We start from the raw sequence: 14,645 nt of genomic DNA, 5'->3' as shown, positions 1-14,645 counted from the left end.
CAGTCCACATCGGACGAAGGAGTTCGGTTTGCCAGCCGTGAACACCGTCCTCGTGGTCGGCGGGGGACTGGCCGGATCGGCCACGGCCATCCAGCTCGCCGCCCACGGAGCCGCCGTCGACCTGATCGACGTCATGACCGACGTCGCCGCCCTCGGCTCCGGCATCACCCTGCAGGGCAACGCGCTGCGCGAGCTGCGCCGCCTCGGCGTCTGGGACCAGGTGCGGCGAGAGGGCTATAGCTTCGACAGCGTGGGGCTGCGCGCTCCGGACGGCCGGCTGCTCGTGGAGATGCCGGACTTCCGCACCGGCGGCCCGGATCTGCCCGCCACCGTGGGCATGACCCGCCCCGCGCTCGCCCGGATCCTGCTGAGCCGGGCCGCCGACGCCGGCGCCAAGGCGCGCTTCGGACTTGCCGTCACCGCGCTGCGCTCCGACGACCTCGGCGTCGACGTCACCTTCTCCGACGGCTCGACCGGCCGGTACGACCTGGTCGTCGGCGCGGACGGCATCCGCTCGACGGTCCGGCGGCTGCTCGGCATCGAGATCGACACGCGGCCCACCGGGATGGGCATCTGGCGCGCGTTCGGCCCGCGCCCGGCGTCGATCACGCGGACCGACCTCTGCTACGGCGGCCCGTGCTACATCGCCGGGTACTGCCCGACCGGGGAAGACTCGCTCTACGCCTACCTCGTCGAGGACGCGCAGAACCGCGGCGTGCTCAGTCCCGAAGAGCGCTTGAAGAAGATGCGACAGCTCGCGTCGGCCTATTACGGGCCGTGGGAGGAGATCCGCGCTTCGCTCGACGACCCGGAGCGCATCCACTACACCTGGTTCGAGACCCATGTTCTCCCGCCGCCCTGGCACCGCGGCCGGGTCGTGCTGATCGGCGACGCGGCGCACTCCTGCCCGCCCACCCTCGCCCAAGGCGGTGCGCAAGCCCTGGAAGACGCGGCGGTCCTGGCCGAGCTGCTCACCGAGCACGACGTCGTCGACGAGCGGCTGTGGACGGCGTTCACCGACCGCCGCTACGTCCGCGCCAAGGCCGTCGTCGACGCGTCCAACCAGCTGGGCCAGTGGCTCCTCGACCGCGAGCAGGGCGACGTCCCCGGGCTCATGCGCCGGATCGCCGAACTCGTCTCCCAGCCCGCCTGACCACCTCGGAGGATTCCGTGACCGACCGCCTGATCACCCACCTGCGGCACGTCGACCTCGCCGTGCCCGACTTCGCCCGGCAACGGGACTTCTTCACCGGCGCCTGGGGCTTGCGCACCGAGCACACCGACACCGGCATCGCGTTCCTCGCCGCGGAGGGCTCGCCCGAGCAGTACGTCGTCCGGCTGCGCCGGGCCGGGGACAAGCGGATCGACCTGATCGCGTTCGGCGCCGCCACCCCGGCCGACGTCGACACCCTCGCCGCCCGGCTGGCCGCTTCCGGCGTCACCCTCGTCCACGAGCCCCGGACGCTCCTGACGCCCGGTGGCGGTTACGGTTTCCGGTTCTTCGACAACGAGGGCCGCACGATCGAGGTCAGCGCCGACGTCACGATCCGCGCGCACCGCAAGATCGAAGCCGGGGAATCCGTCCCGGTGCGACTGTCGCATGTGGTCATCAACTCCGCCGACCCCGAGGGCACGCGCGCCTTCTACGAACGCCACCTGGGGTTCCGGCTCTCGGACACGCTCATGCACCCGCGGATGGGCGAGATGATGTGGTTCCTGCGGATCAACGCCTGGCACCACAGCGTCGCCATCGCCCGCGGCCCGCACCCGTCGCTGCACCACGCGTCCTTCGAGCTGCGCGGGCTGGACGAGTACATGCGCGGCACCGGCCGCCTGCTGCGGGCCGGGGTGGAGAAGATCTGGGGGCCGGGCCGGCACCTGGCCGGGAACAACACCTTCTCCTACTTCCTCGACCCGCACGGCAACACCCTCGAGTACACGACCGAGCTGGACGAGGTCGACGAGGACGCCTGGCACCCGCACCTCTACGACTTCAGCAAGCCGGAGGTCTCCGACCAGTGGGGGACGGCGAACGCGATGAACGAGTTCGTCGCGCAAAAATCTTTCAACGACCCGGACAAGGGTCTCTTCGTCGCCCCGCCGGTGTAGCCATGCGGTTCGCCACCTATAAGAGGGACAGCGAAATCCGCGCCGGAGTCGTCGGCGACGACGGGCTGCACCCGTTGCCGGACAAGACCACCGTGCTCGACCTCGTGCGCACCGGGCTGCCCGCCGCGCTCGAAGCGGGCGCCGCGGCCCTGCGCGGACCGGCGATCCCGCCGGCCGAGGTGCGGTTGCTCCCCCCACTGGACCCGCCTGCGGTGCGGGACTTCGTCGCCTTCGAGGAGCACGTGGAAGGGGTCGTCGCGAGCGTGTCCGGCGGGGCCGGTGTGCCCGTCGAGTGGTACGAGGCCCCGACGTTCTACTTCACCAACCCCTACGCGCTGCTGGGCGCCCACGACGACGTTCCGATCCCGCCCGGCTGCGAGCTGTTCGACTTCGAGCTGGAGGTCGCCGCCGTCATCGGCCGCGACGGCGCGTCCCTGGATCCTTCGCGGGCCCGGGAGGCGATCTTCGGGTACACGATCCTCAACGACTGGTCGGCCCGCGACCTGCAGCGGCGCGAGATGAAGGTCCAGCTCGGGCCGGCGAAGGGCAAGGACTCCGCCACGACTCTCGGGCCGTGGCTGGTCACGGCCGACGAGCTGGAAGCCTGCCACGACGAGGACGGCTTCCTCGCGCTGGAGATGAGCGTCGCGGTCAACGGCGAGCGGATCGGGCACGACCTGCTGTCGAACATGGGCTGGCCGTTCGCCGAGCTGGTCGCCTACGCCTCGCGAGGGACCCGGGTGCGAGCCGGTGATGTGCTCGGGTCGGGAACCTGCGGCAACGGCGGCTGCCTGGCCGAGCTGTGGGGCCGCGGGCGGGACATCCCGCCGCTGGCGCCCGGTGACGTCGTCGAGATGACGGTCGAAGGGCTCGGGACGATCCGCAACACCGTGGTCGCCGGTACCGCCCTGCCGCCGGTGCCTCCCGCCCGTCCGCGTCCCCGCCGGCGTTTCCGGTGACCGGGCGCCTCGCCGGGAAGGTCGTGGTCGTCACCGGCGCCGGACGCGGGCAGGGTGCTGCCGAGGCGCGCCGGCTGATCACGGAGGGCGCCGACGTCGTCGCCGTGGACGTCGCGCCCGAACCCGAAGACGAGGTGGCCGGATCTCGTTACCGGCGGCTCGACGTGACCGACACCCGCGGCTGGCACGTCGTCGCCGAGGAGATCCGGCACGACCATGGCCGGGTCGACGGGCTCGTCGCGAACGCCGGCATCACCTGGCGAGCTCGGCTGGCGGAGCTGGATCCGGCCGATCTGGCCCGGGTCCACGACGTCAACGTCGGCGGCACGGTGCGCGCGATGCAGGCCGTGCTGCCGCTCATGGGTGACGGTGGGTCGATCGTCGTGGTCGGCTCTGCCGCCGCCTTGACCGGGCACTACCCGGTCGCCTACACCGCCAGCAAGTGGGCGTTGCGGGGCCTGGTCAAGGCGGCAAGCCTCGAACTGGGTTCCCGCGGGATCCGGGTGAACGCCGTTCACCCGGGGTACATCGAGACCCCAATGACCGCCTCGGCTCCGGCCGCCTTCCGGGACGCGAACCTCCGGGAGACCCCGCTCGGCCGGGCCGGCACGCCCGCGGAGATCGCTCCCCTCGTCGCCTTCCTGCTCAGCGACGAAGCCTCCTTCATCTCCGGCGCGGAGATCCCCGTCGACGGCGGGATGACCGCGCACGGCGGCGTCAAATCGATCAGCGACGCCCTGCGGCCGCCGGCCACCGCCACCACCTGAGAGGACGAACGTGTTCGAATACTTTCCCGAGAACTACCCGTGGAGCCTGGGGGTCGTGGCGACCCTCAACAGCGGCGGGCTCATCGACGAGGTCGACCGCGCCTGCCGCCCCATCCGGGAGGCGGCCACCCGCGGCGAGGACGCGGGGACGCCGGACTTCCTGCGCGCCTGGACGGCGTTGACCGACCAGCTCGTCGCGCAGGCCGAGGAAGCCGAGAAGGCCGGCCACCGCCGGACCGCCGGGCAGCTCTACGCCCGTGCCACCAACTACCTCGCCCAGGCCGAACGCCTGCAGAGCGCTTCCGCCGACGGCCGGCTCGACAGCTACCGGCGCGTCCTGGAGCTGCAGCAGAAGGCGTTCGACCTCAAGGACCCGGCCATCACCCGCGTCGAGGTCCCCTACGAAGGCACCACGTTGCCTGCGTACTTCAGCTCCGCCGGCGCCAACGCCCCGGTCATGATCATGTGGAACGGGCTGGACTCGACCAAAGAGCACATGTACGCCTCCGGGCACTGGGAAGAGCTGGCCGCGCGCGGCATCTCGTGCCTGATGGTCGACTGCCCGGGATCCGGTGAAGCGCTGCGGGTGCGGGGCCTCACCGCCCGCGTCGACACCGAGGCGTGGGCGAGCGCCTGCGTCGACTACCTCGAGACCCGCGACGACGTCGACACCGCCCGGATCGGGCTGGTGGGCTGGTCGCTCGGCGGCTACTACGCCCCGCGCGCCGCCGCGTTCGAGAAGCGGCTCGCCTTGGTCGTCGCGTGGGGCGCCAACCACGACTGGGGCGCCGTGCAGCGACGGCGTCTGGAGCGCGAGGGCGAGCGGCCGGTGCCGCACTACTGGGAGCACGTCCTGTGGGTCTGGGGTCACGAGAACCTCGACGAGTTCATCGCCTTCGCCGACCAGGTCAACCTCGACGGCGTGGTCGAGCGGATCACCGTGCCGTTCCTCATCTGCCACGGCGAACGCGACCGGCAGATCCCGCTGGAGTACGCACACCGCTCCTACGGGCAAGCGGTGCACAGCCCCCGGCGGGACCTGCGGATCTTCACGGCCGAGGAAGGCGCCAGCGAGCACATCGGGCTGGACCACCTCGGCCACGTCAGCACTTACATCGCCGACTGGGTCAGCGACGTGTTCGGCCACGGCAGCGACCAGGAGTAGCGACCGGAGGTGACCTCGACCGGGCTCCGGCCGGGGAGCTGGACGGTCGAGCCGCTCGTCGTCGATCCGCCGGCCGATGGCGGCCGGCCCGAACGGCGTCTCGTGCCCGGCGGCGGCGTGGGTGAGGCCGTCCTCGCCCAGCTGGATCACCGGCGGCCGGACAAGGTTCGGCTGACCCCGCGAGCAGCGGCCAGGAGGGCGGGGATGCCCGACCGGGCATGCTCGTCGTTGGGCACGATGATCGACATCGCCGCGACGACCTCGGTGAGGGCATTGCGGACCGGGACCGCGATGCCGGTCGCGTCCTCGTGGACGTGCCCGGGCAGCAGTGCGTAGCCCTGCTTCCGGACGGCCGCCCACGCGAGCTCCAGCCGGCCGGGGGTGGTGATCGTCGCCGCGGTGCTGGCCTCCATCGGGCGCTTCAGCACTCGCTCGCGGGCCTCGGCCGGTGCGTAGGCCAGCAGCACGTGCCCGCTCGAGGAGAGGTGCACCGGCAGGCGGCCGGCGATCTGCGAGTAGTTGATCACTGCGTCGCGCGCCGAGAGCCGTTCGACGAACAGGACGTCGTCGCCGTCGAGGACGGCGAGCTGGGCGTGGTGGCCGACGACCGCGTGCAGGTCCTCCAGGTACGGCATCGCCGCGTCCCGCAGCGACGTCGTGGGGGAGGCCCGGGCGGCGAGCTCCCACAGCCGGACGCCGACGCGGACCTCGCGGCCCGGCCCGCGGGCCAGCAGCCCGTGCGTGGTCAGCTCCGCGATCAGCCTCGACGCGGTGGCGATGTGCAAACCGGTCCGCCGCGCGATCTCGGACACGGTCAACGACGTCTCGGCGGCGGTGAAGGCGGCGATGATCCGCGCCGCGCGGGCGATGGACGACTCGCCGGTGGGTGCCCGTGGCATGAATCCGAGTATCACCACCCCGGACTCTCTCGTCCATTGAGAGTTCGTTTCGCGGCCGAAGCGGATTCGGCGATGGTCTTCCGAGGAGGATCGACGATGAACACTTCCTTGCGCGTCCGCCGCAAGACCCTCGCGGCGGACGGCGTGGTGACGCTCGACCTGGCCGGTGACGGCCGGGTGAAGGACTGGACACCCGGCTCGCACATCGACCTCGTCCTGCCGAACGGGCTGACCCGGCAGTACTCGCTGTGCGGCGACCGCTGGGACCCCGGGCACTACCGGATCGGGATCCTGCGCGAGCCCGGCGGCCGCGGCGGCTCAGCGTACGTGCACGATGAGCTGGACGTCGGCGACGAGGTCGGCGTGGGCGGCCCGCGGAACAACTTCCCGCTGGTGCCGTCGCCGGAGTACCTGTTCGTCGCCGGCGGTATCGGGATCACGCCGCTGCTGCCGATGGTGCACCAGGCCGAGCTGCTCGGCGCGCGTTGGCGGCTGCTCTACGGCGGACGGCGCCGCGCGTCGATGGCCTTCCTCGGCGAACTCGACGCCTACGGTGATCGTGTCCTGGTTCGGCCCCAGGACGAGTACGGCCTGCTCGACCTGGCGGACTTCCTCGGTGAACCGCGGCCGGACGTGAAGATTTACGCGTGCGGCCCGGCGCCGCTGCTGGACGCGATCGAGCGGGTCTGCGCACCGTGGCCGCCGTACGCTCTGCGCACCGAACGGTTCGTCGCCGACGCCGGGGAACCTTCCCGGACCACGCCGTTCGAGATCGAGCTGGCTCGCAGCGGAGGCCGCGTGATCGTGCCGCCCGGCACGAGTGTGCTCGACGCCGTCGCTTCGGCCGGCGTCGAGGTTCTGTCCTCCTGCCGTCAGGGCACCTGCGGCACCTGCGAAACCACCGTGCTCGCGGGCTGTCCCGAACACCGCGACGCGATCCTCGAAGACCACGAACGGACCGCGGCCGACTGCATGTTCGTCTGCGTGTCCCGCTCGCTGTCCGACCGTCTCGTCCTCGACCTGTGATCCCTCGGAGGTCCGGCATGACCACACTCGAAACCCGCTGCCCGGTCCACGACGGCGACCCGTTCGGCCACGGCGTCCTGGAAGATCCGCTCCCGTTGCACGCCGAACTCCGCGACGCGGGCCCGGTCGTGTACCTGTCCCGCTACGACGTTTTCGCGGTCGCCCGCTACGAGCAGGTGCACGGTGCCCTCACGGACTGGCAGCGGTTCCAGTCCGCGGCCGGAGTCGGCCTCACGAACTTCCGCACGGAAAAGCCGTGGCGGCCACCGAGTCTGCTGCTGGAGGCCGACCCGCCGCGGCACGACGCACCCCGTCGCGTCCTGAGCAAGATCCTCGGCCCCCGGCCGCTGCGGCGCCTGCACGAGCGCTGGACGGCCGATGCCGGAGCGCTCGTCGACGAGGTCCTGACCCGGGGTGCGCGGTTCGACGCCGCCCAAGACCTGTCCCACGCGTTTCCGCTGCGTGTGTTCCCGGACGCGGTGGGACTTCCGCGGGCCGGACGCGAGAACTTGCTGCCCTACGGCGATCACGCGTTCAACGCCTTCGGCCCGGACAACGACCTCGTCGCCCGCGGCGCGCCCCGGGTGGCGGAGCTGTCGGACTGGGTCGGCCGCCAATGCCGGCGCGAGGTGCTTGCGCCGGAGGGATTCGGAGCCGACATTTGGGCCGCGGCCGACCGCGGCGACATCACCCCGCAGCAGGCCCCCCTGATCGTGCGGTCCCTGCTGACGGCCGGCGTCGACACCACCGTGCACGCCCTTTCCGCCGTGCTGTACGCCTTCGCCACGCATCCGGACCAGTGGCAGCGCCTGCGGGACAACCCCGGTCTCGCGCGGGTGGCGTTCGACGAAGCGGTGCGCTGGGAGTCGCCGGTGCAGACGTTCTTCCGCACGACGACCACGGACGTGCGCATCGGCGACGTGGTCATCCCGGAAGGCCGCAAGGTGCTGATGTTCCTGGCGGCGGCCAATCGGGATCCTCGCCGGTGGCGCGACCCGGACGCGTTCGACCTGTCGCGTGACCCATCCGGGCACGTCGGCTTCGGCATGGGCCTCCACCAGTGCGTCGGCCAGCACATCGCCCGGCTCGAGGCGGAGGCGTTGCTCACCGCCCTCGCCTCGCGAGTGCACACGATCGAGCTGGACGGCACGCCGGAGCGCCACCACAACAACACGTTACGGGCATGGAATTCCCTGCCGGTGCGAATTCGGACCGTCAGGTGAAACGCAGGCCATAGCGTCAGTGCCGGTGGACTTCGACACCTGGCGACGCCGGCCCGGGAGTTGCGGCGCCGCGAAGCTCGCTACGGCCTGGAGACGATGTGCATCGACGGTGGACAGCTGCGTGCCGCACTCGGTGAGGACCTCGGCCCAACGGGCCGGCTGGTGATCGAGCAGCCGCACCGTGACCACCCGTTACGTCATCCAGCTCCACGGGGCGACCAAACCTGCCTGTGTCGCCGAAACCCCGACGACCTCGTCGCCAGCCTGCGAGCCCGGATTCCGGCCGGGCACCTCGAGTTCGTCCAGCGTCTGCTGGACAAGTACGGCGTCCCGAAGGCGGCCGCCGACGGTGCGTTCGCCGACGACGTGGCCGCGAGCATCAACCCGACCGGCGCCCAGGCACTGCTCGACGTCGCCTTCGACCACCCGATCGCGCTGGTCGCCAACGCCTTGGGCACACCGCCGCCACATCTGGTCGAGCGCGCGCACGCCGCCGACATCGTGGTGGCGTCCCTGGTCGGGCAGCCCAAGCACGCCGTGCGGCAGCTCGAAGCCGGCGTCGACGTGCTGATCGCGCAGGGGACCGAAGCGGGCGGGCACACCGGCACGATCGCGACCACCGTCCTCACGCCCGAGATCGTCGACCTCGCCGCCGGCCGCCCGGTTCTGGCCGCCGGCGGCATCGGCAGCGGCCGTCAGATGGCGGCCGCGCTGGCCTTGGGCGCGTCCGGGGTGTGGTGCGGCTCGGTGTGGCTCTCGAGCGAAGAGGACATCACGCCGGTCGAGGTGAAGCAGAAGTTCCTCGCCGCCACGAGCGCCGACACCCTGCGGTCGAAGACGCGCACCGGCAAACCCGCACGGCAGCTGCGCAGCGCCTGGCACGACGAATGGGAAGCCGACGGCGCACCGGCGCCGTTGCCGATGCCCCTGCAGCCGATGCTGGTCAACGAAGCGTGGAACCGGATCGACTCCGCCGCTGCCGCCGGCAATGACGGCGCACGTGAGCTGGAGTCGTTCTTCATCGGCCAGATCGTCGGCTCGTTTGCCGCCCTGCGCCCAGCCGGCGAGATCACCCGGCAGCTCGTGGCCGATTACGAGGCCCGGCTGCGGGAGATCGCCGCACTCGTCGAGCAGCCCGGCCTCACGGACTTGAACCCGGCCCGATCCGTCTAGGCTGAGGGCATGACCGACTCGAGGCGGGGTTCCGGCGAAACGCCGGAGGAGCTGGCAAACGCGTTGCAGGACAAGGCCAGGAGTGCGGCCACGACGGCGTTGCGCACGGGCCTGGCGGACATCGAAGACCGGCACGGCCAGCACGTCGCCGACGAGGTCGCCGCGCTGGTCGACGTGGACGGTGTGTTCGCCGGCCTGAGCGACCCGGTCCCGGCTCGCCGGGGACGGTCGCAAAAGGACGACGACGAGCCGTACGAGTTCACGCCGGTGGGCTCGCTGTAGGGGTCACTTCCGCCAGTCGTAGCTCAGCGTGGGCGGCTGGTCGGACCCCTTCGTGACGGTGAGGTGGTCGTTCGGGTGCGCGGCGGCGTACCGGACCATCTCGTCGTACATCCGGTCGCGCATCCCGACGTCCCGCACCTCGATCGTGGCACGCTGGGCCAGCGGGAGCTGGTCGGCTTTCACGTCCGGGTCGTTGCGGATCGCCAGGTTCCAGAAGTGCTTCTTGTCGGTGCCGTCGGCGCCCTGGCCGTCGTTGGTGAAGTAGACCTGGCCGGTGTCCTTGTTGTAGATCGTCTGCGTCACCTTGATCTGGTCGTCACCCTGGGCGGCGTTGAAGTGGCCGTTGTTGTTCGGCGAATCGCTGGTGTAGAAGCCGACTTCCCCGCCGAACGCGTGGTTCGCGTACTTGCCCTTCCACAGCTCCAGCCGGTACGTCTTCCCGGTCTCGGGGTCGGTGAACTCCATGTTGTCGCCGTCGTCGCCGGTTTCGTCGAGCTCCATCCCGCCGAGCTTCCCGAGCTTGTCGTAGAAGTCCTTCCAGCCCAGGTAGCTCTGCACCGAATGCTCGCCGGTGGTGTAGAAGCCGCCTTCCTCGTTGTACCGGAAGCCGAGGTAGTCGTAGATCTTCTGCGCGACCTCGGGGTTCTCCATGATCTTGTTCCAGTCCTGGTCCTTCAGCGCTTTCCACAGTTCCGGGTGCTTCTTCAGCAGCGCGAGGAGGCCGGGTATCTCGCGGCCCAGGATCGCGAAGATCTCGGCGAGGTTCCGCTTCTCGGAGCCCGCGAGCTCCCAGACCTGACCGGTCTTGAACCTCAGCTTCTGGCCCTCGATGAGCAGGATCGCGTCGTAGGTGGTGGTCACCCGTTCCAGGTCGGCCAGCAGGACGAGGGCCTGGGCCTTGACGGCCTTGTCCTGCGCCCAGGCGACGGCGAGGTCGACCTGGCGGATCCCGAAGCCGTGCCACCCGTGGTCGAGCTTCTTCTGGAGGCCCTGGGCGTCGGCGCGCTTGCTCCGGGCGTCCTGCTGGGCCTTCGCCAGCGCGTCGCGGATCGTCTCGAACGACTTGGCCGAATCCTCGAGGTCCTGGGCCTGGTCGTCGCGGTTCTTCTTGAACGCTTCCAGCGATGCGAGCGCCGCTTCGCCGGCGCCACCGTGCCAGCCCTCGCTCAGCTGGACACGCACGCTCTCCAGCAGGGCCTTGGTGTCCTTGAGCATTTCCTTGGTGTCCCGGCACGCCCGGGCGCGGTCGTCCAGCTCGGTGGTGCTGCCCTTCTCCACCTGGTCGGCGAGCGCGTAGATCTTGTCGAAGACGCTCACCGGTCGATCCTCTCGAAGGTGCTGTCCAGCGCCTTCAGGAAGGCGTCACGAGCCCCGGAATCGGTGCTGTGATAGCTCTTCGCGGCCGTCTGGATGCTCTCGACCAGGTTTTCGACCTGCTGCTGCGCGGCGTCCAGGTCGTCCTTGCGCGTCGCCAGCCAGACGTCGTAGTCCCCGGCGAAGCCGGCGGCGCGCGCTGTGCTCCCGACGTTCGGCGATCCGCCGATGGACAGAGTCGGCGATGCGCCCGCACTGAGCTTGGCCGCCGCGGCGTTGATGTCCGCGACGTCGACCTCGAAACCCACCGGAACTCCCTCTCCGCCGTCCGAGTGACAGGCCCCGTCGGCAATGTAACAGTTTGCCGCAGGTCGGAAGCCGAGGTGCCGTTTTCAGTACCCCGGTCAGTGGCCAGAACCGGACACGTGCACGGATGGTCGGCAGCGACAGCACCTGCAGAGAAGCGACGACGTGCGAATGGTTTCCAGGAATTGCGACGAATGGGCATTCGGTCGACTGTCGGGCTTGCTCACTTGCACGCCTGGCGTGGCCGTCCGGTTGCCTCGCCGTCCTGTGCCGTTTCTCGCAGTATCGGTGCTGCTCAAGGCTTCTAAGCTCGGCTGATGGACCCCTTCGGCGGTTTCGTCAAGCGGCAGTGGGTGTGGTTCGCGCTCCCGGCGGCGGTGGTGGCCGTCTTCGCCTTTTCTCCGGATGTGGTGGCGGCTTTCGGGCTGGTTCCCGCCGTTGCCGTCCTGGTCGCGGCGGGGTCCGGCGGCGCGGTCTGGCGCCGGCGGGTGTCGGTCCGGAATCGCGCTGCCGCGAGCGAGGACGGTTTCGGGGGCTGGCTGCCGCCGCCGACCGACCACGACCACGACCGCCGGATCGACTTCGCGGCCGAAACCGGCCGGCTGCGCCGGGTGGCGCGTCGCGCGGCGGCGTTCGTCCTCGTCTGGATGGCACTGGCCGGGGCCGGGGTCGCGGATCTGGTCCTGCTCGACAAGGCCGCCGACGAGCTCCTCGCCACCGGCGCGCGGACCACCGGCGAGGTGGTTTCCGTGCGGACGTTCACCCGGGGCGGGATGACGTTCGAGGTGCGCTTCGAGTCGCGGACCGCGAAGATCGTCCGCGACTCGAAGAACTCCTACACCGTCGGCGAGCGGGTCACCGTGATCTACGACCGGGTCGATCCGGATCGCGTGCGCACCCTGGTGGAAGAGAACAAGAGCCAGTTCCTCGTGAACCTCGGCTACGTCCTGCTCGTGGCCGGCTCGCTCGGGACGTTGTTCGCCGTCTTGGCCGCGCTGGGCTGGCGGGGCCGGGCCCGCGCGGTCGCGGCCACCGGCTGGCGCAACGCGACGGTCGACATCGTGCGCGTCTTCGCGCGCAACGGCCGCTCACTGAGGCGGCCCCCGCCGGAGATCCACGTCCGCTTCCGCGAGGGCACCGGCATCGTGCTGAAGGCGACGTCGTCGACGCACGGGGCCAACGCGCTGGCGGACTTCACCGACCGGCTGGCGTGGGTGGGCGGCTGGGGACGGCACATGGTCGTCCTCTTCCCGAACGGCCCGAGCCGCCCCGGCCCGTACGCGGTCCCGGCTTTCGCGCTGAACTTGCGCACCGAGGGAGGGGGCCGCCGGTGACCGGCGGTCGCTCATCTTCCTGTTCTTCCGCGCCGCACTACGTACTCGCTGCCGGCGCCGGGTTGCGTCTTCGCGGACGGCGAACTTCCCGGCGAGGCCACCGTCCTCACCGGCGCCCTGGTGCTCGCCGCGTTCGGCGCCCACTGCCTGCAGGCCCGAGTGAAGTCCGGACTCGCGGGCGGCATTGAGCGCAGCGGCGCCGTCGTGAGTTCAACCCGACCGGTAAGGCACCGGGACCGGATAGACTTGGCAAGCTGCTCAGCGACGAACGAGGGCGAGGGGTGGCCGACGAGCCTCTCGTTCTGCGCCATCGTTATCCCTGCCGTCGTGAAAGACAAGATCAGGGATCCGCTCAAGCACACTTACAACCGGCGGCGACGTGTGCTGTTCCCGGATGTCGATGGATTCCGCGAAGGTCTCCTTCGCGGGCAGCTGGACTAACGTGGTCTCGCCGCCGGAGGCGATGCTGCAGGTCAGCGGCGAACTTCAGGGTGGAGTTATAGATCAACTCGGTCCTCGGACACTTACCATAACTCCAACTGTGCGCATCGAGACTAGTTCTCGATGCGCTAGTCGTTTACCGGGGTGGTAGGTCGCGCGCAGCTGGAGCTGCCGGTGGACCTCCGCTTTGCGGTCAGGTTCGGCAGCGGCCAGAACCTTCCGGATGTCACCGAGCCGCTCGACCGGCGAACCGGGGGACTGGATACTCGACGATCCGGCAGCGCTAGGTGACGGCGGGACCGTCGACAAAGCGGGCAAGCGATGCTGACCGGGGAACGCATCGAACGGGACCGGACTGGGTCGAATCGTGCGTGCTCGGTGGTTTGGGTGCTCGATGCCGGTAGTTGGCAGCGGGGCGAACTGGGCTGTCCCGGGGACCAGGTCAGTGCCGCGGTGAGCCTGCAGGACGGCCGAGTGCTCCTGGCGAGTAGCCGTGACCTCTGTGTCCGGCCCTGAGGTGTGAAGGACGCGTTCCTCGCATTCGGGGGAACGGATGGTGTGACGGATTCATGCGGTCGTCGCACCATGCTCTGTGTGCTGTGGGCGTTCATGGTTCACCTGGCCGACCGCGGTGCGGCGGCGAGGGCTGCGGCCGAGTAGGAGCTCTCCCTCTCGCAGGTCGAGGCCGATCTGCCGCCGGCGCGGTTCCCTTACCTGCGGCACGGTGCAGCGACGTGGTCGTCGGCTGCGGGCCGAGACGCCTGCAATCGCCCGCCGCTGGGATTCGCCGACCCGTGCTTCAGTCGGGCGTTCCATGCCCGCTTCGGCCTGCCCAGCGCCGTAGGCAATGATCGACCGTTCAGTGCCAGCCGAGCTCGGCCAGCTGTTTCGCGGCTCTGCCCACGGGCCAGAAGCTCAGCTTGTCCAACCGGCCCGACTCGGTCCGGAACTTGACGCCGCGGCTGAACGGGCCACGCACCCAACGCAGGCCGGTCACCTCGGCGCGGGCGATCCGGATCGGCACAAGGACCCGGACGCGCAGCTCGATCTGGTTTCGGCTGACCAACAGGCCGGCGAACGGCCAAGTCACGTTGATGCCGTTGACCCAGGCCCCACCCCGCAGAACGAGGTCGTAGTCCTCGTCCCGCAGCGCGGCAATCCCGCGCGCGTACTCCGGAGCCGGCGGCGGGACCTGGCCGAGACCTCCGGTCTTCTCCCGCCGCCGGATCCCGACGAACACCGTCGTCACCAACAGAGCGCAGATCACCAGCACGACGATCCCCACTTCCGCACCGGGACTCATCGACCTCCTTCCCGCATCACCGGCGAAGTATCTCAGTGCTGAACGACGCCGACCACGTGTCGGACACCCCGCCGCCACTCAGCCCACCGATATGGACCGGACGCTCGCTGGCGAGGCGTGCCGCGAGTGAAATCCGGCGCATCGTGCGTCGTAGATCCGGTGCGCTGGTCGCCCCGTGCACCGCCGGATGGGCTGAGGCGTGCTGGTGCTGGGCGTAGGTCACGCCGTCGACGCCATCGGACCGAAGGGTGGTGAAGCCGTTCGCCTCGCGCATCGCCAGCCTGATGCGCGGAAAGGGGCCGCCAGCTGTACACCAGCCTCGTCGATTGCTAGCTTAAGTGAGT

15 protein-coding genes and 1 pseudogene are annotated in these 14,645 nt (G+C 70.3%); 11 read left to right on the top strand and 5 right to left on the bottom strand.

Going from position 1 to position 14,645, the window contains the following annotated elements; all coding sequences use genetic code 11:
• Positions 1 to 37 precede the first annotated feature (37 nt).
• The 5 genes from ACZ7OU_RS38040 to ACZ7OU_RS38020 are packed head-to-tail and all read left to right on the top strand — an operon-like array spanning position 38 to position 5,000.
• The gene (locus ACZ7OU_RS38040) at positions 38 to 1,153 is read left to right on the top strand and encodes an FAD-dependent oxidoreductase (protein WP_470259047.1); all 1,116 of its coding nucleotides are present in this window, start codon (positions 38 to 40) and stop codon (positions 1,151 to 1,153) included.
• A gap of 17 nt (positions 1,154 to 1,170) precedes the next feature.
• A complete protein-coding gene (locus ACZ7OU_RS38035; RefSeq protein WP_470258980.1) occupies positions 1,171 to 2,109 on the top strand; it encodes a VOC family protein in 939 nt (312 codons plus the stop codon).
• Between the two features lie 2 nt (positions 2,110 to 2,111).
• Positions 2,112 to 3,068: a fumarylacetoacetate hydrolase family protein gene (locus tag ACZ7OU_RS38030; protein ID WP_470258979.1), complete on the top strand. Its 957-nt coding sequence runs from the start codon at positions 2,112 to 2,114 to the stop codon at positions 3,066 to 3,068.
• Entirely contained in the window at positions 3,065 to 3,835 is a 771-nt protein-coding gene (locus ACZ7OU_RS38025; protein WP_470258978.1) for an SDR family NAD(P)-dependent oxidoreductase, read from the top strand. Before ACZ7OU_RS38030 ends, ACZ7OU_RS38025 begins: the two co-directional genes overlap by 4 nt.
• Before the next feature lie 10 nt (positions 3,836 to 3,845).
• The gene (locus tag ACZ7OU_RS38020) at positions 3,846 to 5,000 is read left to right on the top strand and encodes an alpha/beta hydrolase family protein (RefSeq protein ID WP_470258977.1); all 1,155 of its coding nucleotides are present in this window, start codon (positions 3,846 to 3,848) and stop codon (positions 4,998 to 5,000) included.
• A 146-nt stretch (positions 5,001 to 5,146) separates the two neighbouring features.
• Here ACZ7OU_RS38020 and ACZ7OU_RS38015 read toward each other — a convergent pair whose 3' ends face one another.
• Positions 5,147 to 5,899, bottom strand: coding sequence for an IclR family transcriptional regulator (locus ACZ7OU_RS38015; protein WP_470258976.1), 753 nt, complete (start codon positions 5,897 to 5,899; stop codon positions 5,147 to 5,149).
• Positions 5,900 to 5,995: 96 nt separating this feature from the next.
• On the opposite strand from ACZ7OU_RS38015, the gene ACZ7OU_RS38010 reads away from it, so the two are divergent.
• The 5 genes and pseudogenes from ACZ7OU_RS38010 to ACZ7OU_RS37990 all read left to right on the top strand — a co-directional run bounded on the left by ACZ7OU_RS38010 (position 5,996) and on the right by ACZ7OU_RS37990 (position 9,603).
• Complete coding sequence (locus ACZ7OU_RS38010) at positions 5,996 to 6,925, top strand: PDR/VanB family oxidoreductase (RefSeq protein ID WP_470258975.1); 930 nt, start codon at positions 5,996 to 5,998, stop codon at positions 6,923 to 6,925.
• 17 nt (positions 6,926 to 6,942) lie between these two features.
• Complete coding sequence (locus ACZ7OU_RS38005; RefSeq protein WP_470258974.1) at positions 6,943 to 8,148, top strand: cytochrome P450; 1,206 nt, start codon at positions 6,943 to 6,945, stop codon at positions 8,146 to 8,148.
• A gap of 6 nt (positions 8,149 to 8,154) precedes the next feature.
• Positions 8,155 to 8,286, top strand: a pseudogene (locus ACZ7OU_RS38000) (acetyl-CoA C-acyltransferase); the annotation flags it as partial.
• The gene (locus tag ACZ7OU_RS37995) at positions 8,266 to 9,321 is read left to right on the top strand and encodes an NAD(P)H-dependent flavin oxidoreductase (RefSeq protein WP_470259046.1); all 1,056 of its coding nucleotides are present in this window, start codon (positions 8,266 to 8,268) and stop codon (positions 9,319 to 9,321) included. The pseudogene ACZ7OU_RS38000 and the gene ACZ7OU_RS37995, both read left to right, overlap by 21 nt.
• A 9-nt stretch (positions 9,322 to 9,330) precedes the next feature.
• Complete coding sequence (locus ACZ7OU_RS37990; RefSeq protein WP_470258973.1) at positions 9,331 to 9,603, top strand: hypothetical protein; 273 nt, start codon at positions 9,331 to 9,333, stop codon at positions 9,601 to 9,603.
• A gap of 3 nt (positions 9,604 to 9,606) precedes the next feature.
• Here ACZ7OU_RS37990 and ACZ7OU_RS37985 read toward each other — a convergent pair whose 3' ends face one another.
• Entirely contained in the window at positions 9,607 to 10,920 is a 1,314-nt protein-coding gene (locus ACZ7OU_RS37985) for a DUF4474 domain-containing protein (protein ID WP_470258972.1), read from the bottom strand.
• A complete protein-coding gene (locus ACZ7OU_RS37980; RefSeq protein WP_470258971.1) occupies positions 10,917 to 11,225 on the bottom strand; it encodes a hypothetical protein in 309 nt (102 codons plus the stop codon). Before ACZ7OU_RS37980 ends, ACZ7OU_RS37985 begins: the two co-directional genes overlap by 4 nt.
• 315 nt (positions 11,226 to 11,540) lie before the next feature.
• Between ACZ7OU_RS37980 and ACZ7OU_RS37975 the strand changes: the two genes are divergently transcribed.
• Positions 11,541 to 12,557: a DUF3592 domain-containing protein gene (locus tag ACZ7OU_RS37975; protein ID WP_470258970.1), complete on the top strand. Its 1,017-nt coding sequence runs from the start codon at positions 11,541 to 11,543 to the stop codon at positions 12,555 to 12,557.
• A 1,300-nt stretch (positions 12,558 to 13,857) separates the two neighbouring features.
• Here ACZ7OU_RS37975 and ACZ7OU_RS37970 read toward each other — a convergent pair.
• Both ACZ7OU_RS37970 and ACZ7OU_RS37965 read right to left on the bottom strand, forming a co-directional pair.
• Positions 13,858 to 14,301, bottom strand: a complete 444-nt coding sequence (locus ACZ7OU_RS37970) for a hypothetical protein (RefSeq protein ID WP_470258969.1) — start codon at positions 14,299 to 14,301, stop codon at positions 13,858 to 13,860.
• Positions 14,302 to 14,317: 16 nt separating this feature from the next.
• Positions 14,318 to 14,575, bottom strand: a complete 258-nt coding sequence (locus ACZ7OU_RS37965; RefSeq protein ID WP_470258968.1) for a hypothetical protein — start codon at positions 14,573 to 14,575, stop codon at positions 14,318 to 14,320.
• Positions 14,576 to 14,645 lie beyond the last annotated feature (70 nt).

Source organism: Amycolatopsis sp. NPDC114505 (genome assembly GCF_055633615.1).
The sequence above is the reverse complement of the archived record's forward strand: the minus strand, read 5'-3'. Positions and strand labels throughout refer to the sequence as shown.

Coding starts and splice junctions, on each gene's coding strand:
- ACZ7OU_RS37970 (WP_470258969.1), bottom strand. CDS start 14,301: ATGAGTCCCGGTGCGGAAGTGGGGATCGTCGTGCTGGTGATCTGCGCT.
- ACZ7OU_RS37975 (WP_470258970.1), top strand. CDS start 11,541: ATGGACCCCTTCGGCGGTTTCGTCAAGCGGCAGTGGGTGTGGTTCGCG.
- ACZ7OU_RS37965 (WP_470258968.1), bottom strand. CDS start 14,575: ATGCGCGAGGCGAACGGCTTCACCACCCTTCGGTCCGATGGCGTCGAC.
- ACZ7OU_RS38005 (WP_470258974.1), top strand. CDS start 6,943: ATGACCACACTCGAAACCCGCTGCCCGGTCCACGACGGCGACCCGTTC.
- ACZ7OU_RS38030 (WP_470258979.1), top strand. CDS start 2,112: ATGCGGTTCGCCACCTATAAGAGGGACAGCGAAATCCGCGCCGGAGTC.
- ACZ7OU_RS38015 (WP_470258976.1), bottom strand. CDS start 5,899: ATGCCACGGGCACCCACCGGCGAGTCGTCCATCGCCCGCGCGGCGCGG.
- ACZ7OU_RS37990 (WP_470258973.1), top strand. CDS start 9,331: ATGACCGACTCGAGGCGGGGTTCCGGCGAAACGCCGGAGGAGCTGGCA.
- ACZ7OU_RS38010 (WP_470258975.1), top strand. CDS start 5,996: ATGAACACTTCCTTGCGCGTCCGCCGCAAGACCCTCGCGGCGGACGGC.